19 protein-coding genes and 1 pseudogene are annotated in these 21,082 nt (G+C 74.3%); 14 read left to right on the forward strand and 6 right to left on the reverse strand.

The window, feature by feature from the left end; translation table 11 throughout:
- Positions 1 to 195 precede the first annotated feature (195 nt).
- The gene (locus AC067A_RS36480) at positions 196 to 1,125 is read right to left on the reverse strand and encodes a DUF3027 domain-containing protein (protein ID WP_479247765.1); all 930 of its coding nucleotides are present in this window, start codon (positions 1,123 to 1,125) and stop codon (positions 196 to 198) included.
- A 658-nt stretch (positions 1,126 to 1,783) separates the two neighbouring features.
- Here AC067A_RS36480 and AC067A_RS36485 point away from each other — a divergent pair.
- The 4 genes from AC067A_RS36485 (at position 1,784) to AC067A_RS36500 (ending at position 5,343) form a co-directional block, all read left to right on the forward strand.
- Positions 1,784 to 3,178: an MFS transporter gene (locus tag AC067A_RS36485; protein WP_479247767.1), complete on the forward strand. Its 1,395-nt coding sequence runs from the start codon at positions 1,784 to 1,786 to the stop codon at positions 3,176 to 3,178.
- Between the two features lie 77 nt (positions 3,179 to 3,255).
- Positions 3,256 to 3,735: a DUF2771 domain-containing protein gene (locus AC067A_RS36490; protein WP_479247769.1), complete on the forward strand. Its 480-nt coding sequence runs from the start codon at positions 3,256 to 3,258 to the stop codon at positions 3,733 to 3,735.
- 7 nt (positions 3,736 to 3,742) lie between these two features.
- Positions 3,743 to 4,492, forward strand: a complete 750-nt coding sequence (locus tag AC067A_RS36495) for a futalosine hydrolase (RefSeq protein WP_479247771.1) — start codon at positions 3,743 to 3,745, stop codon at positions 4,490 to 4,492.
- Positions 4,489 to 5,343, forward strand: a complete 855-nt coding sequence (locus AC067A_RS36500; protein ID WP_479247773.1) for a 1,4-dihydroxy-6-naphthoate synthase — start codon at positions 4,489 to 4,491, stop codon at positions 5,341 to 5,343. The genes AC067A_RS36495 and AC067A_RS36500 overlap by 4 nt, the downstream gene beginning before the upstream one ends.
- 15 nt (positions 5,344 to 5,358) lie before the next feature.
- Here AC067A_RS36500 and AC067A_RS36505 read toward each other — a convergent pair whose 3' ends face one another.
- On the reverse strand, positions 5,359 to 5,742 hold the full coding sequence (locus tag AC067A_RS36505) for a cold-shock protein (RefSeq protein WP_033211384.1): 384 nt from the start codon (positions 5,740 to 5,742) through the stop codon (positions 5,359 to 5,361).
- A 141-nt stretch (positions 5,743 to 5,883) separates the two neighbouring features.
- On the opposite strand from AC067A_RS36505, the gene AC067A_RS36510 reads away from it, so the two are divergent.
- Positions 5,884 to 6,162, forward strand: a complete 279-nt coding sequence (locus AC067A_RS36510) for a hypothetical protein (RefSeq protein ID WP_017239343.1) — start codon at positions 5,884 to 5,886, stop codon at positions 6,160 to 6,162.
- Here the strand turns inward: AC067A_RS36510 and AC067A_RS36515 are convergent.
- The gene (locus AC067A_RS36515; RefSeq protein ID WP_479247776.1) at positions 6,150 to 6,773 is read right to left on the reverse strand and encodes an HAD family hydrolase; all 624 of its coding nucleotides are present in this window, start codon (positions 6,771 to 6,773) and stop codon (positions 6,150 to 6,152) included. The genes AC067A_RS36510 and AC067A_RS36515 overlap by 13 nt on opposite strands.
- Before the next feature lie 102 nt (positions 6,774 to 6,875).
- Between AC067A_RS36515 and AC067A_RS36520 the strand changes: the two genes are divergently transcribed.
- Genes AC067A_RS36520 through AC067A_RS36530 form a run of 3 tightly spaced genes read left to right on the forward strand, consistent with a single transcriptional unit; the run spans position 6,876 to position 9,783 of the window.
- Entirely contained in the window at positions 6,876 to 7,880 is a 1,005-nt protein-coding gene (locus AC067A_RS36520) for a FecCD family ABC transporter permease (protein WP_479247778.1), read from the forward strand.
- Positions 7,877 to 8,965 carry a FecCD family ABC transporter permease gene (locus AC067A_RS36525; protein WP_479247780.1) on the forward strand — a complete coding sequence of 363 codons (1,089 nt, stop codon included), beginning with the start codon at positions 7,877 to 7,879 and terminating at the stop codon, positions 8,963 to 8,965. Before AC067A_RS36520 ends, AC067A_RS36525 begins: the two co-directional genes overlap by 4 nt.
- The gene (locus tag AC067A_RS36530) at positions 8,962 to 9,783 is read left to right on the forward strand and encodes an ABC transporter ATP-binding protein (RefSeq protein ID WP_479247782.1); all 822 of its coding nucleotides are present in this window, start codon (positions 8,962 to 8,964) and stop codon (positions 9,781 to 9,783) included. The genes AC067A_RS36525 and AC067A_RS36530 overlap by 4 nt, the downstream gene beginning before the upstream one ends.
- 52 nt (positions 9,784 to 9,835) lie before the next feature.
- On the opposite strand, the gene AC067A_RS36535 is transcribed toward AC067A_RS36530, so the two are convergent.
- Positions 9,836 to 10,975, reverse strand: coding sequence for a hypothetical protein (locus tag AC067A_RS36535; protein WP_479247785.1), 1,140 nt, complete (start codon positions 10,973 to 10,975; stop codon positions 9,836 to 9,838).
- 94 nt (positions 10,976 to 11,069) lie between these two features.
- Between AC067A_RS36535 and AC067A_RS36540 the strand changes: the two genes are divergently transcribed.
- Positions 11,070 to 13,691 carry a helicase-associated domain-containing protein gene (locus AC067A_RS36540; RefSeq protein WP_479247787.1) on the forward strand — a complete coding sequence of 874 codons (2,622 nt, stop codon included), beginning with the start codon at positions 11,070 to 11,072 and terminating at the stop codon, positions 13,689 to 13,691.
- Positions 13,692 to 13,776: 85 nt separating this feature from the next.
- Positions 13,777 to 15,417 (forward strand): DNA repair helicase XPB, encoded by a 1,641-nt coding sequence (locus AC067A_RS36545; RefSeq protein ID WP_479247789.1) that lies wholly within the window; start codon positions 13,777 to 13,779, stop codon positions 15,415 to 15,417.
- A gap of 34 nt (positions 15,418 to 15,451) precedes the next feature.
- On the opposite strand, the gene AC067A_RS36550 is transcribed toward AC067A_RS36545, so the two are convergent.
- Positions 15,452 to 15,637, reverse strand: coding sequence for a hypothetical protein (locus AC067A_RS36550; RefSeq protein ID WP_479247791.1), 186 nt, complete (start codon positions 15,635 to 15,637; stop codon positions 15,452 to 15,454).
- A gap of 302 nt (positions 15,638 to 15,939) precedes the next feature.
- On the opposite strand from AC067A_RS36550, the gene AC067A_RS36555 reads away from it, so the two are divergent.
- Complete coding sequence (locus tag AC067A_RS36555) at positions 15,940 to 17,892, forward strand: HelD family protein (RefSeq protein ID WP_479247798.1); 1,953 nt, start codon at positions 15,940 to 15,942, stop codon at positions 17,890 to 17,892.
- Between the two features lie 165 nt (positions 17,893 to 18,057).
- Complete coding sequence (locus AC067A_RS36560) at positions 18,058 to 19,089, forward strand: saccharopine dehydrogenase family protein (protein ID WP_479247793.1); 1,032 nt, start codon at positions 18,058 to 18,060, stop codon at positions 19,087 to 19,089.
- 106 nt (positions 19,090 to 19,195) lie between these two features.
- Here the strand turns inward: AC067A_RS36560 and AC067A_RS36565 are convergent, their stop codons facing one another.
- Positions 19,196 to 19,993 (reverse strand): helix-turn-helix domain-containing protein, encoded by a 798-nt coding sequence (locus AC067A_RS36565; protein ID WP_479247795.1) that lies wholly within the window; start codon positions 19,991 to 19,993, stop codon positions 19,196 to 19,198.
- A gap of 267 nt (positions 19,994 to 20,260) precedes the next feature.
- Here AC067A_RS36565 and AC067A_RS36570 point away from each other — a divergent pair, with 267 nt between their 5' ends.
- Positions 20,261 to 20,932, forward strand: coding sequence for a DUF4097 family beta strand repeat-containing protein (locus AC067A_RS36570; RefSeq protein ID WP_479247797.1), 672 nt, complete (start codon positions 20,261 to 20,263; stop codon positions 20,930 to 20,932).
- A 29-nt stretch (positions 20,933 to 20,961) separates the two neighbouring features.
- A pseudogene (locus AC067A_RS36575) lies at positions 20,962 to 21,082 on the forward strand (ABC transporter); the annotation flags it as partial.

The following is a 21,082-nucleotide window of genomic DNA, read 5'->3' on the forward strand; positions in this document are numbered from 1 at the left end:
GCTCCGCGGTGCCCCGAACGCCGGGGCACGTCAGGGCCCCGGGGCGCGCGGAAGCACATGCCGGGGAGCCCGTACGAGCCGTGTTGACCAGGGGGCGCCGGAGGGTGGCTCGCCCGGTCGGCCCCCTGGGGGGTGCCTTGTCGATCAGGCCGGATCAGGGAGCCCCGCGAGTCCGGCACGATCGGCAGGACGCCCCTAGGAGTGGCCGAGGTCCTCGTAGGCGGCGTCCGGTTCGGTGGTGGAGCCGGAGTCCTTGGCGGGGCGGAGGGGGAAGGCGTCGGCGGCCATGGAGTCGAGGACCGGGGGCGCGGGGCGCGGGGGCTTCGGCATGACCGCCGCTTCGGAGTGGCCTCCGCAGCCGTAGTCGAGGGAGACGACGCGGCCGTCCGCCGGGGCGAACTCGTTGGCGCAGATGCCGAAGGCCTGCTTGAGGGAGCCGGCCAGCGGCACCAGGAAGGCGCAGGACTCGCAGGAGGCGGGGGCCGCCTGGGCCATCGGCGTCCTGGCGCCGAAGGCCTCGTCCCAGCGGTCGGCGGCCGTGTGGAGGCCGTAGCGGGACAGCACCCGGGCGCGGCGCATGCCGAGCTCCTCGGCGACCGCGGCGATCGCGCCCCGCGAGGGGGTACGGGTGACGATCTCGGCGTCCTCGGCGTCGAGGTGGTCCGCCAGTTCCCCGGAGACGACGGAGTTCGGCGGCGGGACGTCCTCGCCGGAGTAGCCGGGCTCCAGGCGCAGGTCGTCCTGCTCGGTGGGAAGGAGGTCGCCGGGGCCCATGTCGCCGGGCCGGAGCCGCTCGCTCCACGGCACCCACTCGGGCGCGAGGAGGGCGTCGGAGCCGGGCAGCAGGACGGTTTCGTCGAGGGTGACGTTCTTGGCGCGGGAGGCGCGGGTGACGGTCACGGCCCAGCGCCAGCCCCGGTAGCCGGGCTCCTTGGACTCGAAGTAGTGCGTGACGACGCGGTCGCCCTCCGCGACCACCTCGACGTGCGCGCCCACGATGCCGGGCGCGGCCGCTTCCTCGGCGGCCTCTCGCGCGAGGTCTACGGCCTCGGCGCACAGGCGGTCGGGGGTACGCGTGGCTCGCGGGGTACGCGGGGTACCGCTTCGCGTCGTCGCAGCACTCACAGGTCTCGCTTCTCTCCTACGCCGTCTCACGGGTGCGCCGGCCGAGGGGCGGGAGCGAAGCCACGGGCGGCGGGCGGAGCGGACCTGTGGGCCGCATCGACGTCCGCGCACCCGACTTGATCTCGCTTGTCTCGGGCACACCTAACGTCATCCATTCTGCGGGATGCCGAAGAGGCGCGCGGCCGAGAGCTTCCGCCGGTGACGCGCTACGCACGCTACCCCGTTCCCGGGCCTCCGCCCACCTGCCCGCCCCAAGTGGCCCGGATCGCGGACGCCCGCGGGTCCGTACGAACGGGCTCCCGGACGGCCGGCGGGCCCGTACGGCACCGGCCCGCGAACCGCCCGCGACCGGGTACGCGACCGGTCACGCACGGCCCGTGGCCCCGTACGAGAACGGTTCACGAACCGCCGGCGGCTCCGTACGAGAGCGGTTCGCGGGTGGCCCGTGACCCCGTACGAAAACACTTCACGAACCGTCGGCGACTCCGCACGAGAACACTTCACGAACCGCCGGCGACTCCGGACGAGAACGGTTCACGAACCGCCCGCGACCCCGGACGAGAACGGTTCACGAGCGCGCCCGCGGTCCCGTGGGCGGCCGGATCGGGGTGGTTCCGTGGGGGCTTCGCCGTCGTGGCACGGTTCGTCCGGGGTGTGCGTGGGGCACTATGACGGAGTGGCAGCCGCACGGTCTCGCGCACGATCCGAAGATCATGCCGGACCGCTCCGCCGAGCGGGCCGGGCGGTCGGGCGTGCCTTGCACCTGCCGTTCACGGGGACGGCGAAGGGGATCCGGAGGGCCACGCACGCCCATGGGGCGGGCGAGTCGGGGCTCGGGAAGCTGATCGAGCTGCACGCCGTGAACGGCGCCGGCGACGTCATGATCACCGTGGCGCTGGCGTCCACGGTGTTCTTCTCGGTGCCCACGGACGAGGCCCGCGGCCGGGTCGCCCTCTACCTGGCCGTCACGATGGCCCCCTTCACGCTCCTCGCGCCGGTGATCGGGCCGCTCCTGGACCGCCTGCCGCACGGGCGGCGCGCGGCGATGGCGGGCGCGATGCTGACCCGCGCGGTCCTGGCGATCATGATGTCGGGGGCGGTGGCGACGGGCGGCCTGGAGCTGTATCCGGCGGCGCTCGGGGTCCTGGTGGCGTCGAAGGCGTACGGGGTGGTGCGCAGCGCGGTGGTGCCGCGGCTGCTGCCACCGAACTTCTCCCTGGTGAAGGCGAACTCGCGGGTCACCCTGGCGGGGCTGCTCGCCACCGGGATCGCCGCGCCCATCGGGGCGGGGCTCCAGATGGTCGGTTCCGGCTGGCCGCTGTACGGGGCGTGCGCGCTGTTCCTGCTGGGCGCGTTCTGGGCGCTGCGGATGCCGCGGAAGGTGGACTCGGCGAAGGGCGAGGGGCGGGCGCACCTGCTGACGCACGGCGAGCGGAAGCCGAGTCTGCGAACGGTCGGCCCGTCGGTGCTGCACGGTCTGCAGGCGAACGCGGCGCAGCGCATGCTGTCGGGTTTCCTGATCTTCTTCCTGGCGTTCCTGCTGCGTGAGCATCCGCTGTCGGGGCAGAGCGCGGCCGTGTCGCTGGGGATCGTGGGCGTCGCGGCGGGCGTGGGGAACGCGTGCGGCACGGCGGCGGGCTCGCTGCTCCGGGACCGGGGCCACGGCCCGGAAGTGATCATCGCCACCATGATCAGCATCGTGCTCGGTACGGCCGTCTGCGCGGCGATCTTCTTCGGCGGCCTGATGGTCGCCGTGCTGGTCGCGATCGCGGGTCTCACCCAGGCCCTGTCGAAGCTGTCCCTCGACGCGCTGATCCAGCGGGACGTGCCGGAGGTGGTGCGGACCTCGGCGTTCGCGCGGTCCGAGACGGCGCTGCAGATGGCGTGGGTGGTGGGCGGCGGGATCGGCATCGCCCTGCCCCTGAACGGCACCCTCGGCATGGCCGTGGCGGCCGGGATCCTCGCCGTGGGCGCGGCCCTCGCGGTCCGCGGCCTGCTCGGCGCGGCGCGCCGCCCCGGCCCCAAGGGCCAGCCAAAGGAGCGGGTGGCGTAGGGCCCGCGGGGGTGTCGGGGGGCGGCACGCCGTACCCCCGCGTGGCGCGGAAGCGACGGCCCGATAGCCTTCGGCTCATGACCGTTGCGTTCTTCTCCGGCTCGCGCCGCCGGGCCGCCGTCGCCCTCGGGGCCGTCTCCGCCGGGCTCCTCGTACTCTCCGCCTGCGACAAGCCGACTCCGATCGCGACCGTGACGGTCGGGACCGAATCGGTCCACTCCGAGGCCGCCTGCTACAACAACGGCGACCCCATCAAGGAGTCGCAGATCCAGCAGTGCCTCAACAAGAAGGCCGAGAAGTCCATCACCGTGGCGATGGACGACAAGATCCGCTTCGGCGTGGACCCGGAGATCGCGGACCGCGGCTGGACGATCTTCCTCGGTGGCCAGCAGGCCGAGCCCGAGCCGTACAAGAAGACGTACCGGACCATTCCGGCCAGCGCCTTCTTCTCGTCCCAGACCGGCGAGGCCACCGACAAGACCCAGGTGACCATCGTCGAGAACACCGGCAAGACCCTGACCGGCATCTGGCACTTCCAGCTGAAGAAGGAATCCTGATCAGCCGGTGGTCCACCGGATCCTGATCGTGACGGCCGTGGCGGCGGAGGCGGACTCCGTGTCCGCCGGTCTCGGCCTCGGCGGTCTCGACGGCCCTGAGCACCTCCCGCTGCCGGGGGGCTTCGCGCTGCGCCGTCACACCGGCGGTTCCCTCCGCGCCGACGTCCTGGTCGGCGGGGTCGGCCCCGCCGCCGTCGCCGCCGCCACGGGAACGGCCCTGGCGTCCGCGTCCCTCCTGGACGCGGACGGCGGCTACGGCCTCGTCGTCTCCGCCGGCATCGCCGGCGGGTTCCCGCCCGTGGCACCGCTCGGGACCGTCGTGGTCTCCGGGGCCGTCGTGGCGGCGGACCTCGGGGCCGAGACGCCCGACGGGTACCTGACCGTCGAGGAGCTCGGCTTCGGGCGGTCCGCGCACCCCGTGCCCGAGGCGCTGACCGGCCGTGTCGCCGCCGCCCTCGCCGCCGGAGGCGTCGCGCACACCGTGGGGCCCGTCCTCACCGTCTCCACCGTCACCGGCACCGCCGGGCGCGCCGCCGCGCTCGCGGAGCGGCACCCCGGGGCCGCCGCCGAGGCGATGGAGGGCTTCGGCGTCGCCGAGGCCGCCGCCGCGTACGGCGTGCCCGTCCTGGAGGTCCGGGGCGTGTCGAACGCCGTCGGGCCGCGCGACCGCGCCTCCTGGCGCATCGGAGAGGCCCTGGACGCGCTCCGGCGCGCCTTCGCGCTGCTCAGCAGCACCGTCCTCGTGGAGCCGTCGTGACCAAGCTGAAGATCGCCTACTCGCCCTGCCCCAACGACACGTTCGTCTTCGACGCCTGGGCACACGGCCGGGTCGCCGGCGCGCCCCGGCTCGACGTGACCTTCGCCGACATCGACGTCACCAACGGCTGGGCGGAGGGCGGCACCGACGACCACGACGTCCTGAAGGTGTCGTACGCCGTGCTGCCGTGGATCCTCGACGAGTACGCGCTGCTGCCCTGCGGCGGGGCCCTCGGCCGGGGCTGCGGGCCGCTCGTCCTGACCCGGGAGGCCGGGTCGGGCGCGGACCTCGCCGGGAAGACGGTCGCGGTGCCGAGCGAGCGTTCGACGGCGTACCTGCTCTTCCGGCTGTGGGCGGCGGAGTCCGTGCCGGGCGGGGTCGGGGACGTCGTCGTGATGCCGTTCCACGAGATCATGCCCGCGGTGCGGGACGGCAAGGTCGACGCGGGGCTCGTCATCCACGAGGCCCGTTTCACGTACCGGAACTACGGCCTGCACTGCCTCGCCGACATGGGCGAGCACTGGGAGTCGACGACCGGGCTGCCGATCCCGCTGGGCGCGATCGTCGCCCGGCGCTCGCTGGGCGCGGAGACCCTGCTGAGGCTCGCCGAGGCCGCCCGTACGTCCGTGCGGATGGCGTGGGACGACCCGGAGGCCTCCCGTCCGTACGTCCTGGAGCACGCGCAGGAGATGGACCCGAAGGTCGCCGACCAGCACATCGGCCTCTACGTCAACGAGTTCACCGCCGACCTGGGCGAGCACGGCTACGCGGCGGTCCGCGGGCTGCTCACCCGCGCCGCGGCCGAGGGGCTCGTACCGCCCCTCGCACCGGACGCGCTGTCGTTCCCGTAGCCCCCGGGGGACGGGCTAGACGTCGAGCTGGTCCGCCACCGCGCGGAGCAGGCCGGCGATCTTCTTGCCCTGGGTCTTCTCGGGGTAGCGGCCGCGCTCCAGCGCGGGCGTGATGTTCTCCAGGAGCGTCGTGAGGTCCTGCACGATCGACGCCAGTTCGTCGGGCTTGCGGCGCTGGGCCGCGGCGACCGACGGGGTGGGGTCGAGGATGGCGACGGACAGGGCCTGGTCGCCGCGCTGACCGGCGACCACGCCGAACTCCACCCGCTGTCCCGGCTTCAGTGCGTCGACTCCGGCGGGGAGCACCGACGAGTGGACGAAGACGTCGCCGCCGTCGTCGCGGGAGAGAAAGCCGAAGCCCTTCTCGCTGTTGAACCATTTGACCTTGCCGGTAGGCACGTCCGTCCTCGTCCTCGTACTCGTCGCTGGGGATGGCGAACGGCGGGCCGTCCGACCCGCCGACACCAAGGCTAGTGCTCCGGGGACCGCTGCCAAGACGTCGCCGGAGTGTTCCTCCGGCCTGGGAACTACCCTGGCCGGATGCGTAGTGAAACCCCCGCCGTGCCGGTGAACGACAGTGCCCCCGGTGACGGCCTCGTGAAGGCCGGTGTCGTGCTGTTCGCCATCGGCGCGGTGGCGACGCTGGTCACGGTGGCTCCGCTGTTCCTCGGGAGCGAGCCGTTCCCGACGGTGGCGTACACGGTCTCGATGCTCATGGGCGTCGGATTCCTGGTCGCCGCCGCCGGGGTGCTGCGGTCGATCGCGGCCCAGCGGCGGCAGGCCCGGGAGGGTTCGGTCGCGGCGGCTCAGCCGCGGTAGGCCTCCCACCAGGCGCGGAAGTCCGTCAGGTCCGTGAGGACCACGTCCGCGCCGGCCTCCCGGAGCTCCTCGGGGCTGCAGGGGCCGGTGGCCACGGCCACCGAGACGGCGCCGGCGGTCGCCGCGCCGCGGACGTCGCCGACGTGGTCGCCGACGTACACCTGGGCGCCGTGGGCGCGCAGGGCCTCCGCCTTGCCCTCGGCCCACAGGCCGCCGACGACCGCGTCGGGCTCGATGCCGAGGTGCTCGAGGTGCAGTTCGGCGTGCGGGCCGTTCTTGGCGGTGACGACGACGGTGCGGCCGCCGGCCTCGCGGACGGCGTCGACGGCGTCCCGGGCACCGGGCATGGGGAAGGTGGGCTCGATCGCGTACGTGGGGTAGAGGGCGCGGTAGCGGGCGGTCATCTCGGTGACCCGGTCCGCGGGGAACCAGTGCGCGATCTCCTGCTCCAGGGGCGGCCCGAGGCGGCTGACGACGAGGTCGGCGTCGACGGGGACGCCCGTCTCGGCGGAGAAGGCGAGCCAGGCCGCCTTGATGCCCGGACGGGTGTCGAGCAGGGTCAGGTCGAGGTCGAAGCCGACGGTGAGCTGCTGAGGTGGCGTGGTCGTCATGGGGCCATTCTGAAGGACTTCGGGCCCCGGCTGTCCGAATATGGGTGCTGCTTACACTGAGCCAAGCCTTACCGAACCCGTACTCCCCCGATGGGCGCCCGCATGCCAGCCGCTTTCCCCTCCAGACGGGTCCTCGCGACCTCGGCGGCCGTCGTCGCCCTGCTCCTCGCCGTGCTCCTCAGCCTCGCCGTGGGGGCCCGGGCGATCGCGCCGTCGACCGTGTTCGACGCCCTGCTGCACGGCGGTACGAGTCCCGACGCCGAGGTCGTACGGCAGCTCCGGGTGCCCCGCACCCTCATCGGGCTGATGGCCGGCGCGGCGCTCGCGCTCGCCGGGACCGCCCTCCAGGGCATCACCCGCAACCCGATCGCCGACCCCGGCATCCTCGGCATCAGCCAGGGCTCGTCGGTGGCCGTCGTCCTCGCGATCGCCTTCCTCGGGGTGCGCGACCTCTCCGGGTACGTGTGGTTCGCCTTCGCCGGGGCCGCGCTCGCCTCCGTCGCCGTCCACGCGATCGCGTCCGGGGGGCGCGGCGGCGCGACGCCCGTGAAGCTGGCGCTCGGCGGGGCCGCGATCAACGCGCTGCTGCTGTCCGTCACCACCGGCGTCCTCACCACGAAGGCGTCGGCGCTCGACGAGTTCCGGTTCTGGCAGATCGGCTCGCTCGACGGGCGCGACGCCGCGCTCGTCGGTCAGATCTGGCCCTTCCTGCTGCTGGGCGCGGCCCTCGTGCTCTCCGTGGCGCGCGGCCTCGACGCGCTCGCGCTCGGCGAGGACGTCGCCAAGGGCCTCGGGCAGCGGGTCGCGACCGTCCGGATCGTCGGCGGGCTCGGTGCGACGGTCCTGACCGGCGCGGCCGTGGCCGCCGCCGGGCCCGTCGCCTTCGTCGGCCTCGCCGTGCCCCACATCGCGCGGGCCGTGGTCGGCTCCGACCACCGGTGGGTGCTGCCGATGGCCGCGCTGATCGGTCCCGTGATGCTGCTCGTGGCCGATGTGGCCGGCCGGGTGGTGTTCCCGCCGGGCGAGGTCCCGGCCGGGGTGACGACCGCCCTGATCGGCGTGCCGTTCCTGGTGACCCTGGTGCGCCGGAAGGCGGTGCCGGCATGACCGCCCCCGTCTCCTCCGGGACCCGTCCCGGCGTCCGCTCCGGCGTCCGTCCCGCCGGGTACGGGCTCGTGCGCGCCGGGAAGGGCTCCTTCCTCGTCCACCGGCGCTCGGCCGTCGTCGCCGGCGCCCTGCTGCTGGTCCTGGTGGCGGCCTCGGTGGCGTACCTGTGCGTCGGCGAGCGGTCCGTCGCCCCCTCGGAGGTCGTACGGATCCTCCTCGGGCAGCCGTCGCCGTCCGCGTTCGTGGTGGAGGAGCTGCGCGAGCCGCGGCTCGTCGTCGCCCTCGCCGTGGGCGCCGCCTTCGGCATCGCGGGCGCGCTCGTCCAGACCGTGGCCCGCAATCCGCTCGCCAGCCCCGACATCATCGGCATCAGCCAGGGCGCCGGTGCGGTCACCGTCGCCGCGATGACCTTCGGCCTCACCTCGTACGCCGTCCTGCCGTACCTGTCGATCGCGGGCGGCATCGCCGCCGCCGCGCTCGTGTACGCCTTCGCCTGGCGCGGCGGGCTGCACGCGACCCGCTTCGTGCTCATCGGCATCGGCATCGCGATCGCCCTGCGGTCCCTGATCACCCTCTTCATGACGAAGGGCGACTACCTCGTCGCCCAGCAGGCCCAGATCTGGATGACGGGCTCCCTCAACGGGCGCGGCTGGGACGAGTCCGCGCCGATCCGCTGGACGCTGCTCCTGATGCTGCCCGCCGTGCTCTGGGCGGCCCGCGCGCAGCGGACGGTGTCCCTGGACGACGACACGGCGACCGCGCTCGGCGTACGGCTCGGACGGGTCCGGCTCGGGCTCGTGGCCGTCGGCGTCGTCCTCGCGTCGGTGGCGACGGGCGTCGCGGGGCCGGTCGACTTCGTGGCGCTGCTCGCCCCGCAGATCGCCCGCCGCATGACGAGGACGGCCCAGATCCCGCTGCTGTGCTCCGCCCTCGCGGGCGCGGTGGTCGTGGTCGTCGCCGACCTGCTCGGCCGACGGCTGTTCTCCCCCGTCGAACTGCCCGTGGGCGTCCTCACGGCGGCGGTCGGCGCCCCGTATCTGATCTGGCTCATCGTCCGGAGCCGCACCGCAGGAGGTAACGCGTGAGCAGCAGGCTGACCGCGCGCGGGCTGACGCTCGCCTACGAGGACCGGACCGTCGTCGACGCGCTCGACCTCGCGATCCCCGACGGCCGGGTGACGGTGATCGTCGGCCCCAACGCCTGCGGCAAGTCGACCACCCTGCGGGCGCTCGGCCGGCTACTCAAGCCGGCGGGCGGCGCGGTCCTCCTCGACGGCGAGGAGCTGGCGAAGCTCCCCACCAAGCGGATCGCCCGCTCCATCGGGCTGCTGCCGCAGACGCCCGTCGCCCCCGAGGCGATCACCGTCGCCGACCTCGTCTCCCGGGGCCGCCAGCCGCACCAGGCCTGGTGGAAGCAGTGGTCGGAGGAGGACGAGCGGGCGGTCGTGGACGCCATGGCCCGTACGGACGTGACGGCCCTCGCCGACCGCTCCGTGGACGAGCTGTCCGGCGGCCAGCGGCAGCGGGTGTGGATCGCGATGGCCCTCGCGCAGGAGACCGACCTCCTCCTGCTCGACGAGCCCACCACCTACCTGGACATCTCCCACCAGGTCGAGGTCCTCGACCTGGTCCGCCGCCTCAACCGGCTCCGCGGGCGCACCGTCGTCCTCGTCCTCCACGACCTGAACCAGGCCGCCCGCTACGCCGACCACCTCGTCGCCATGAAGGACGGCCGGGTCGTCGCCGAGGGCCCGCCGTCGGAGATCGTCACGGCGGAGCTCGTACGGGACGTCTTCGGCCTGGACTCCGTCGTCGTGCCCGACCCGGTGACGGGATCACCGCTGGTCGTGCCGGGAGCGCCGTGGCACGCGGACGAGGCCGTGGAGGCGGCCCCCGCCCGGTAGGGCCGTGCCGGGCGGGCTTTCCGGGGAGGCCCGGGCCCCGTCCGGCCGTCCCTCAGTGTCTGCGGGAGCGCCAGAGCAGGAAGAGGGCCGAGGCGACGGCCGCGCCCTTGAGGGTCCACGGCCAGGTCTCCGAGATCGCCGCGCCGAGGGCCTCGCCGCCCGGTGCGACCGGGGTGCCCCAGCGACCTCCGACGCGGCCCCAGAGCCAGACGGCTGCGGCCGTGGCGGCGAGGCCGGGGATCACGAGGACGGCGGCCTTGGCCTCGGCGGGGGTGAGACGGCGGGAGGCGTACGCGAGGAGCCAGCCGGCGGCCAGCGCGACGAGCGAGCCGAGGACGGCGCCGCCGAGCAGGAGCAGCGCGGCGAGGACGACGAAGGGGTTGCCGAGGCGGAGGCGGGGCCTCGCGACGGGCCCGGCCCCGGCCTCCGGCTCCTCGTCGACGGCGGGCGCGGCGTCCTTGCGCCGCCGCAGGACCCGTGCGAGGAGGCGACGGCGCGCCGGAGCGGGCTCCTCGGTGGCCTCCTCGTCGTCCTCCTCGACGGGCGGCGCGAAGAGGTCGGGCCGTTCGAGCCCGCCGGAGAACAACGGGGGCCGGTCGGGATCGCCGTCATCCGTCTTGCGCCACCAGTCGGGTTCCGCCGCGCCGGGACGGGGGGTGCGGGAGGCGGGGGCGCCGGTGCGGGACGCGGTGGGGCCGGGGGCGGCCGGGCCGGACGTGGTGGGGCCCGTCGCGGCCGGGCCTGACGCGCCGGCGCCGGGGGTGCCGTCGGTGCGGCGGCCCGCTCCCTGCCGCCTGCCCGGCGCGTCGTCGGTGCCGCGGCCCGCTCCCTGCCGCCTGCCCGGCGCGTCGTCGGTGCCGCGGCCCGCTCCCGGCCGTCCGCGGCCGCCGGTGCGGGTGCCCGGGGCCGTGTCGTCGGCCGGGCGGGGCCTCGGGACGGGGCGCTCGGCCGGGGACGACGGGTCCGGGGCCCCGGCGCGGGTGACCACCTCGTCGGGCGTGCCCAGGGAGCCGAGGATGCCGCGGACGGCGGCCGGGCTCTCCTCGCCGTGGGTGGCGCGGCGGCGGTCGATCTCGTCGCGGAGGCCGGAGACGAGGCGCATGCGGTCGCTCGCGGGGAGGTGCTGTTGCTGCGCCAGGTCCCCGACCCGGCTCAGATAGTCGTAGACCAGCCGGTCGCTCTCGATGCCCACAGTGCCCCCTCCATGGCCGGTTCGCCCGGTACGGGGCGACGTTAGCGCCTGCGTGGCGGGCTCAGGCGTACGGATTGGGGCTAACGTGGGGCGGATGGGGATCGGTGAGCTCGACCGGGAGGCGCACGTGCCCGAGGCAACTGGCACCGGCGGCGCGCCGCGCACGCTCGCGGAGGCGCTGCGGGCGCGGGGCGACGACGGGCTGGTCGCGCTGCTGCGCGCCCGGCCCGACCTGCTGAACCCGGTCCCGAACGACCTGACGCAGTTGGCGACGCGGGCCGGCACGCGGGGCTCGGTGGTGCGGGCCCTGGAGCGGCTCGACCGGTTCGCCCTCCAGGCGGCCGAAGCACTCGCGGTGGCGCCGGACCCGACCCCGTACCCCGTGCTCCTGGCGCTGCTCACCGGCGACGAGGACGACGCGGAGATCGAGGCGGCGCTGCCGGGCGCGGTGGCGCTGCTGCGCGAGCAGGCACTGGTGTGGGGCGAGGACGACCGGCTGCGGCTCGTGCGGACGGCGCGGGAGCTGCTCGCGCCGTCGGCGCAGCATCCGTCGCCGACGGGGCTCGGGCCGACGGTCGCGGAGGCGACGGCCGGGATGTCGCCGGGGCGGGTGCAGGAGATCATCGCGGCGGCCGGGCTGCCGGCGACGCACGACCCGGTGTCGGCGGTGGCGGCCCTCACGGAGCTGTTCACCGACCGGGCGCGGATGGACGAGCTGCTCGACACGGCGGCTCCGGAGGCGCTGACCGTGCTGGACCGGCTGGTGTGGGGTCCGCCGTACGGCGAGGTGACGGCGAACCCGGCGCCGCCGGTGCGCTGGCTGCGCGACCGGGGGCTGCTGCTGCCGGTGTCGCCGCGGACGATGGTGCTGCCGCGCGAGGTGGCGCTGCACCTGCGGGGCGGGCGGGCGCACCGGGTTCCGGAGCCGGTGGCGCCGGAGCCGGCGGTGCTGCGCGAGTACCGCCCCCAGGTCGTGGACAGCGCCGCCGCCGGGCAGGCGCACGCGGCGCTCGCGACCGTCGAGGAGCTGCTGAAGTCCTGGGACCAGGGCGGCCCGCCGGTCCTGCGCGCGGGCGGGCTCGCCGTACGGGACCTCAAGCGGACCGCGGCGGCCCTGGACGTGACGGAGGAGACCGCCGCGTTCTGGCTGGAGCTCGCCTTCGGGGCGGGGCTGCTCGCCTCGGACGGCGAGGCCGACGAGCGGTACGCGCCGACGCCCGCCTACGACGACTGGCTCGACCTGCCGCCCGCCGAACGCTGGGCCCGCATCGTCACCCCCTGGCTCACGGCGACCCGCACGCCCGGTCTGGTCGGCGACCAGGACGCGAAGGGCCGCACGCTCGCCGCCCTCGGCCCCGACCTGGACCGGGCGGCCGCCCCCGAGGTCCGGCACCGGGTCCTCGAACTCCTCGCGACGCTCCCGCCGGGCGCCGCCGCCGAACCCGAGACGCTGTTCGCCCGGCTCCGCTGGGAACGTCCGCTGCGGGGCGCGGCCCCGGCCGGCCCGCCCCGCCCGACGACCGGCCAGGCGGGCGCTTCCGCCCCCGGCGGCCACGGCACGTCCACGCGCGACGCGGCGGACGGCACGCGACCCGGACCGCAGGCCCCCGCCGACCTCAGGTCGCGGCTCGCGCGCTGGACGCTCGCCGAGGCCGAACTGCTCGGGCTCACCGGCCGCGGCGCCCTGTCGGCGCACGCCCGCGCGCTCCTCAACCTGCCGCTCGCGGAGGCGGCGACCCCGGCCGACCACGGCGGCGGCGTCGAACTGACGGTGGCCGCCGCGCGGGCGGCGACCCTGCTGGCCCCGCTGCTCCCCGAGGCCGTCGATCACGTCCTGCTGCAGGCCGACCTCACCGCCGTCGCGCCCGGCCCGCTGCGGCGCCCGCTCGCCGAGGCGCTGGCCGTCCTCGCGGACGTGGAGTCGAAGGGTGGCGCCACGGTGTACCGGTTCACGCCCGGCTCCGTACGACGGGCGCTCGACTCCGGGCAGACCGCCTCCGACCTGCACGCCTTCCTCACCGCGCACTCCCGTACGCCGGTGCCGCAGCCGCTCGCCTATCTGATCGACGACGTGGCGCGGCGGCACGGTCACCTCAAGGTGGGGGCCGCGTCGGCGTACCTGCGCTGCGACGACGACACCGTCCTCGGCGAGATCCTGGCCGACCGGCGTTCCCAGGCCCTGGGCCTGCGCCGGCTCGCACCGACCGTGCTCGCCGCGCAGACCGACCCGGCCTCGCTGCTCGCCGGGCTGCGGGCGATGGGGTACGCCCCCGCCGCCGAATCCGCGGAGGGCGACGTCCTCGTCAGCCGCGCGGACGCCTACCGCACCGGCCCCCGCACGGCCCCGGTCCCCGTCCCCGACGGGCCGCCCGCCCCCGACACCACCCTCCTCGGCGCGGCCGTGAAGGCGATCCGCGCGGGCGACCGGGCGGCGACGGCGGTCCGCAAGGAACCCGCCGCGGCCAGCGCCGCCGGCGCGCTCCCCCGCACCTCCGCCGCCGAGACCCTCGCCACCGTCCAGGCCGCCGCCATGACCGGCTCCGCCGTCTGGATCGGCTACGTCAACGCGGACGGCGCCGCCAGCCAGCGGGTCATCGCCCCCGTCCGCGTCGAGGGCGGTTTCGTCACCGGCTACGACCACACGGCCGACGAGGTCCGCACGTACCCGCTGCACCGCGTCACGGGCGTGGCGGAACTCGCCGACGACCAGGTCTGACCTGGGGCGGGGACGACCGGGGCCGCCATCAGGCAGACTGGAGGATTGGCCGTCGTCGGAGCGGCCCGGGAAGGACCGATCGCAGGTGAATGGGCCACTCATCGTCCAGAGCGACAAGACGCTGCTCCTGGAGGTCGACCACGAGCTCGCCGAGGCGTGCCGGCGGGTCATCGCGCCGTTCGCGGAGCTGGAGCGGGCGCCGGAGCACATCCACACCTACCGGGTGACGCCGCTGGGGCTGTGGAACGCGCGGGCCGCCGGGCACGACGCCGAGCAGGTGGTGGACGCGCTCGTCGAGTACTCGCGGTATCCCGTGCCGCACGCGCTGCTCGTCGACATCGCCGAGACCATGGCGCGGTACGGGCGGCTGACGCTGTCCAAGCACCCGACGCACGGCCTCGTCCTGACCAGCACGGACCGGCCCGTCCTGGAGGAGATCCTCCGGTCGAGGAAGGTGCAGCCGCTGGTCGGCGAGCGGATCGACGCGGACACCGTCGCCGTGCACCCGTCGGAGCGCGGGCAGATCAAGCAGACGCTCCTCAAGCTGGGCTGGCCCGCCGAGGACCTCGCCGGGTACGTCGACGGGGAGGCGCACCGGATCGACCTGGCCGAGGACGGCTGGAGCCTGCGCCCGTACCAGAAGCAGGCCGTCGACGGCTTCTGGCACGGCGGCTCGGGTGTGGTCGTGCTGCCCTGCGGCGCGGGCAAGACGCTGGTCGGCGCGGGCGCCATGGCGCAGGCCAAGGCGACGACGCTGATCCTGGTGACGAACACCGTGTCGGCGCGGCAGTGGAAGCACGAGCTGGTGAAGCGGACGTCGCTGACCGAGGACGAGATCGGCGAGTACAGCGGGACCCGCAAGGAGATCCGGCCGGTCACCATCGCCACGTACCAGGTGCTCACGACGAAGCGGAAGGGCGTCTACCCGCACCTGGAGCTGTTCGACTCCCGCGACTGGGGCCTGATCGTCTACGACGAGGTGCACCTGCTGCCCGCGCCGGTCTTCAAGTTCACGGCGGACCTCCAGGCCCGGCGGCGGCTCGGCCTGACCGCGACCCTGGTCCGCGAGGACGGGCGCGAGTCGGACGTGTTCTCGCTGATCGGGCCCAAGCGGTTCGACGCGCCGTGGAAGGAGATCGAGGCCCAGGGGTACATCGCGCCCGCCGACTGCGTCGAGGTCCGGGTGAACCTGACCGACTCCGAGCGGCTGGCGTACGCGACGGCCGAGGCGGAGGAGAAGTACCGCTTCTGCGCGACGACCGCGACGAAGCGGAAGGTGGCGGAGGCCCTGGTGAAGAAGTTCGCCGGGCAGCAGATCCTCGTCATCGGCCAGTACATCGACCAGCTCGACGAGCTCGGCGAGCACCTCGACGCGCCGGTCATCAAGGGCGAGACGTCGAACGCGCAGCGCGAGAAGCTCTTCGACGCGTTCCGCAACGGCGAGATCAACGTGCTGGTCGTCTCCAAGGTCGCGAACTTCTCCATCGACCTTCCCGAGGCGACGGTCGCCATCCAGGTGTCGGGCACCTTCGGCTCCCGCCAGGAGGAGGCCCAGCGCCTCGGCCGCGTCCTGCGCCCGAAGGCCGACGGCCACCAGGCGCACTTCTACTCGGTCGTCGCCCGCGACACCATCGACCAGGACTTCGCCGCGCACCGCCAGCGCTTCCTGGCCGAACAGGGCTACGCCTACCGGATCATGGACGCGGACGAGCTGCTGCAGTCCTGAGCCTCAGCGCCGTCCGGCCTGGTCCGGGGGCCTCTCAGAAGCGTGCGCCGGAGACGTGCCGGGGGCGGGGGTCCCTGACCCCCGCCTCGGCCGGGCCGTGGTCACCGAGGAGGGTGACCGCGGCCGCGGCCCCGCCGAAGGCGCGTATCGCGCGGAGGGCGGTGGCGAGCCGGTGGGGGCGGGGGACGGTGGTCACGAGGGTGAAGGTCGTCGCGGTCATACCTCCATCATGGAATCCGGACATTCCGAACACATCGGCCTGGGGATGGAGCCCGGGTCCCCCTGACGTCGGACGCCATCCCCTAGGGGAAAGCGGTTCGCCGGGTCGTGTACCCGGGGTTAGACTTGCCGGCTTCCCCGCCTCCCGTTCGTGGAGCGCTGCCGTCCGGTCGGAAACCGGCGGTCACTTTGTCGTGTCCGCGTATCCACCTGCCCGGAGGCTTCACCGTGTCCGTTTCCGCATCCGACCCGCTCCAGCGGGAACGTGCCCATCTGGCCTCGTCCCGTGCCGCACTGCGCGCGATGCGCGAGGACGTCGAGGCGCTCGACATCAAGGACGTCACGGCGAACTGGGTGAACTCCCTGGTGCTCGGACGGCAGATCGAGGACCGGATCAAGGCACTGGCCGACCTCTCCGGGACGCCGCTGTTCTTCGGCCGCCTCGACTACCTGCACACCACGCAGGAGGGGCAGCGCTTCTACATCGGGCGGCGCCACGTGCACGACGCCGACGGGGACCCGATGGTGATCGACTGGCGCGCCCCGGTGTCGCAGCCGTTCTACCGGGCGTCCAAGAGGGACCCGCAGGACGTGGGACTGCGGCGGCGCTTCGGGTACACGGGCGGCGAGCTCACCGCGTACGAGGACGAGCACCTGTCCGACCCGGCGGAGCTGGAGACCACGAGCCGGCTGCTCCAGGCCGAGATCGAGCGGCCGCGCGTGGGTCCGATGCGGGACATCGTGGCGACGATCCAGCCGGAGCAGGACGAGATCGTCCGCTCCGACCTGTCGGGGTCGGTCTGCGTGCAGGGAGGTCCCGGCACCGGCAAGACGGCCGTGGGCCTGCACCGGGTGGCGTACCTGCTGTACGCGCACCGCGAGCGGCTGGCCCGTACCGGCACCCTGGTCATCGGGCCGAACCGTTCCTTCCTCCACTACATCGAGCAGGTCCTGCCCGCCCTGGGCGAGTTGGAGGTGCAGCAGGCGACGGTCGACGACCTCGTCGCGCACGTCGAGGTGCGGGGCACGGACGAGGCCGCGACGGCGGTCGTCAAGGGCGACGCCCGGATGGCGGAGGTGCTGCGGCGGGCGGTCCGCTCGCACATCGCGCTGCCGAAGGAGCCCCTGATGGTGGTGCGCGGCTCGCGCCGCTGGCGGGTGCCCGCGTACGAACTGGAGCAGATCGTCCAGGAGTTGATCGACCGCGACATCCGGTACGGGGCCGCCCGTGACGCCCTGCCGCAGCGCGTCGCGCACGCGGTCCTGGTGCGGATGGAGCAGGCGGGCGAGGCGCCCGACGACCGGGTGCAGAACGCGGTGGCGCGCAACCCCGCCGTCAAGGCCGTCGTGAAGGAGTGCTGGCCCGCGGTGGAGCCCGCGAAGCTGGTGCTGCGGCTCCTGAGCGACCCCGAGTTCCTGGCGGAGCACGCCGAGGGGCTGCTCACGACGGACGAACAGAAGCTGCTGCTGTGGGCGAAGCCCGCGCGCAGCGTGAAGACGGCGAAGTGGTCGGCGGCGGACGCCGTCCTGATCGACGAGGCGAAGGACCTGGTCGAGCGGACGCACTCGCTCGGGCACGTGGTCCTCGACGAGGCGCAGGACCTGTCCCCGATGCAGTACCGGGCGGTCGGGCGGCGCTGCACGACCGGTTCCGCGACGGTCCTGGGCGACCTCGCGCAGGGCACCACCCCCTGGGCGACGGGGAGTTGGGCGCAGGCGCTCGCCCACCTGGGGAAGCCGGAGGCGGTGGTGGAGGAGCTGACCGCCGGTTTCCGCGTGCCGCGCGAGGTGATCGCGTACGCCTCGCGGCTCCTTCCGCACATGTCGCCGGGGCTCGCCGCGGTCGAGTCGGTCCGGGAGAACCCCGGTTCGCTGGCCGTACGGCCCACGGAGGACCTGGACGCGGCCGTCGTCGCGGCCTGCGTCGAGTCCCTCGCCCACGAGGGCTCCATCGGCCTGATCGCCGCCGACGCCCGGATCGCCCCGCTGGCGGAGGCGCTGACCGCGGCCGGGCTCTCCTACCTGTCCCCCGGCGAGGAGACCACCGCCGACTCCCGGCTGACCCTGGTCCCGGCGTCCCTCGCGAAGGGCCTCGAGTACGACTACGTGGTCCTCGACGAGCCCGCGGCCGTCGTCGACGGCGAACCGGACGAGCGCACCGGCCTCCGCCGGCTGTACGTGGCCCTCACCCGTGCCGTCTCCGGCCTGACCGTCCTCCACTCGGCGCCGCTGCCCGCGCAGCTGGGGACGTTGTGAGGCCGCCCCGGGGGTGCCTGCCGCGGCCCGGCGGAAGGCCTGGCACGCACGGCTGACTCCGTGTCCGAAAGTGTGCGACGCGTGGCACTCCCGGTACTCGTCGCCGACTCCCGCCACCGGCAAAGTGGTTAACAGTTGAACCAGCGAGGACGGCGGGAGAAAGCGATGACTTCGGGGCACGCGGTAGTGGTGTTCGGCGCGTACGGACACACCGGGCGGTTCGTGGTGGCGGAGCTGTTGGGCCGGGGGTTCACACCGGTCCTCTCCGGGCGGGACGCGGGCCGGCTCCAGGCCCTCGCGGCCGAGCACGGGGGGCTCGACGTCCGGCCGGCGACGGTCGACGACCCGGACGCGCTCGACCGGGCCCTGGCCGGCGCGGACGCCGTCGTCAACTGCGCCGGACCGTTCGCCGTCACCGCGGCGCCGCTGATCGAGGCGGCGCTGCGGGCCGGCGTCCCCTACGTGGACGTGGCCGCGGAGATCGAGGCCAACCTCGACACGTTCGCGCACTTCGCGGACCGCGCGAAGGCCGCGGGGACCCTCGTCGTCCCCGCCATGGCCTTCTTCGGCGGCCTCGGCGACCTGCTGGTCACCGCCGCGATGGGCGACTGGGAGACGGCCGACGAGGCGCACGTCGCCTACGGCCTGAGCGGCTGGCACCCCACCGCCGGAACCCTCGCCGCGGGCACGGTCTCCCGCGAGCGCAGGGACGGCCGCCGGATCGTGTTCGGCGACGGCCGCATCCAGTACCGCGAGGACACCGCGCCGACCCTGGAATGGGCCTTCCCCGAACCGATGGGGAACCGGTCCGTGATCGGCGAGTTCACCATGGCCGACGTCGTCACCGTCCCCAGCCACCTCGCCGTCCCCGAGGTGCGCACCTACATGACCGTCGAGGCGGCGCGCGAACTGGCGGACCCGGACTCCCCGGCGCCCGCCGCCGTCGACGCGCGGGGACGCTCCGCCCAGACCTTCCTCGTCGACGTCGTCGTCCGCTCGGGCGGCGAGGAGCGGCGCGCGGTCGCGAGCGGCCGGGACATCTACGCCGTCAGCGCACCGCTCGCCGTGGAGGCGCTGCACCACGTCCTGACGGGGCGGACCAGGACCGTCGGCGTGGCCTCCGCCGGCGCGGCCTTCGACGCGCCCGCCTTCCTCCGCGCCCTGGCCCCGCACATCACCTTCGACCTGGTCGGCTGACCTTCCCCCCACGACCACCCGACCCCTCAGGACGCCGCCGGCTCCCCGCCGACGGCGTCCTCCTCCGTCTCCGGGTCCGGGTCCGGGTCCGGGTCCGGCCCCAGTCCTACTCCGGGTCCTGGCCCTGGTTCTGGTCCTGCGCCTGGCCCTCGTCCTGGCCCTGCGCCGTCTCCGACTTCGACTTCGGCTTCGGCTTCGGCTTCGCGTAGAGGATGTCGCGGGCCTGCTCGGCGGCGCGCATGATGCTCTCGGAGACGAAGTCGAGGAAGCGGGCGACGTTCTCGAGGCGGACGGCGGCGGGGGTCTCGGAGCCGAGGACACCGACGCCCTGCCGGGCGATCTCGACGATCTGGGCGGTGGACCGGGCGCTGGCGATCATCGACTGGTACCAGATGTCGTCGTCGACGACGTAACGGTCGCGACGGCGGTCGTCGCGCTCCCGGCGGACGAAGCCCTGGGTCTCCAGGAAGGTGATCGCCTTGGAGATGGACGCCGGGCTGACCTGGAGCCGTTCGACGAGTTCGGCCGCGGTGAGGCTGCCCGTGTCCGTGAGGGTGAGGCAGGCCATCACCCGGGACATCATCGGGGGCATGCCCGAGCCCGCGATGACGGCCGTGAACGTCTCCTCGTACGCGCGCATGGCCTCCGGATCGCGACCGTGGGCCTGCGGGAGCGCCTCCGCCCCCTTGGGCGCGGGCTGCTTGCGGCGGTGCGCACGGCGCTCGGTGGCGCGGTGGGCGGTCTCGGCGCGATAGGCGGTGGGGCCACCGTTGCGCATCACCTCGCGCGTGATCGTCGAGGTCGGCCGGTCGAGGCGCCGGGCGATCTCCGCGTACGCGAGGCCGTCGGCCAGACCGAGTGCGATCTGCTGGCGTTCGGGCTGGGTGAGTCGGCCTCCCGGCATCGCGGTCTCCTTCGTGGTGCTGCGTGCGTGGCGCTGTGTGCTCCTGACGGCCCCAGCATAGCGTTCACCTTCAGTTCATTGCAATGAGCGAGATGCTGGATGTTGCATTACATTCAGAACCATTGCAATGAATTCTTAGCCCTGACCTGCAATTTCCACGTTCCTATGCAACGAACTCGTTGCCAGAATATCGAACGCAACGTAGCTTTTCCTTCATCAGAAACGACGGGCCGACGGAGAGCCCGCCGCTGAAGAAGGAGCAGGAACATGCAGCAGTTCGCCACCCCCGCCGCCATCGCCACCGTCCTCGACATCCCCGCCGGCGACATCCGGTTCATCGCCGCCGACCGGACCGACACCACCGTCGAGATCCGGCCCGCCAACGCCGCCAAGAGCCGCGACGTGAAGGCCGCCGAGCAGATCGAGGTCGACTACGCCGACGGCGTCCTGCGGATCGCCGCCCCGGCCCCGAAGAGCCGGCTCCTCGGCAACTCCGGTTCCGTCGAGATCACCGTCCAGCTGCCCGCCGGCTCCCGCGTCGACGCCAAGGCCTCCCTCGCCGAACTGCGCGGTGTCGGACGCCTCGGCGACGTCACCTTCGAGGCCGCCCAGGCCACCGTCAAGCTCGACGAGACCGCGAGCGCCCGCCTCACCCTCCAGGCCGGCGACATCACCGTCGGCCGCCTCGGCGGCCCCGCCGAGATCCGCACCCAGAAGGGCGCCCTGCGCGTCACCGAGGCCCAGCGCGGCACCGTCACCCTCGACACCCAGCACGGCGACATCACCGTCGGCGCCGCCCGCGGCACCTCCGCCACCCTCGACGCCGGCACCGCCTACGGCCGCGTCTCCAACAGCCTCGCCAACACCGAGGGCGCCGGCGCCGCCCTCGCCATCCACGCCACCACCGCGTTCGGCGACATCACCGCCCGCAGCCTCTGACCCACCCCGGAACCCAAGGAGAACCCCTCATGACGCACCCCGCCATCGCGGCGAACGGTCTGCGCAAGTCCTACGGCGAGAAGACCGTCCTCGACGGGATCGACCTGACCGTCCCCGAGGGCACCGTCTTCGCCCTGCTCGGGCCGAACG

This window comes from Streptomyces sp. NPDC043176 (genome assembly GCF_056436715.1).

Coding starts and splice junctions, on each gene's coding strand:
- AC067A_RS36515 (WP_479247776.1), bottom strand. CDS start 6,773: ATGACGACCACGCCACCTCAGCAGCTCACCGTCGGCTTCGACCTCGAC.
- AC067A_RS36525 (WP_479247780.1), top strand. CDS start 7,877: ATGACCGCCCCCGTCTCCTCCGGGACCCGTCCCGGCGTCCGCTCCGGC.
- AC067A_RS36550 (WP_479247791.1), bottom strand. CDS start 15,637: ATGACCGCGACGACCTTCACCCTCGTGACCACCGTCCCCCGCCCCCAC.
- AC067A_RS36560 (WP_479247793.1), top strand. CDS start 18,058: ATGACTTCGGGGCACGCGGTAGTGGTGTTCGGCGCGTACGGACACACC.
- AC067A_RS36520 (WP_479247778.1), top strand. CDS start 6,876: ATGCCAGCCGCTTTCCCCTCCAGACGGGTCCTCGCGACCTCGGCGGCC.
- AC067A_RS36555 (WP_479247798.1), top strand. CDS start 15,940: ATGCGCGAGGACGTCGAGGCGCTCGACATCAAGGACGTCACGGCGAAC.
- AC067A_RS36490 (WP_479247769.1), top strand. CDS start 3,256: ATGACCGTTGCGTTCTTCTCCGGCTCGCGCCGCCGGGCCGCCGTCGCC.
- AC067A_RS36565 (WP_479247795.1), bottom strand. CDS start 19,993: ATGCCGGGAGGCCGACTCACCCAGCCCGAACGCCAGCAGATCGCACTC.
- AC067A_RS36510 (WP_017239343.1), top strand. CDS start 5,884: ATGCGTAGTGAAACCCCCGCCGTGCCGGTGAACGACAGTGCCCCCGGT.
- AC067A_RS36570 (WP_479247797.1), top strand. CDS start 20,261: ATGCAGCAGTTCGCCACCCCCGCCGCCATCGCCACCGTCCTCGACATC.
- AC067A_RS36540 (WP_479247787.1), top strand. CDS start 11,070: ATGGGGATCGGTGAGCTCGACCGGGAGGCGCACGTGCCCGAGGCAACT.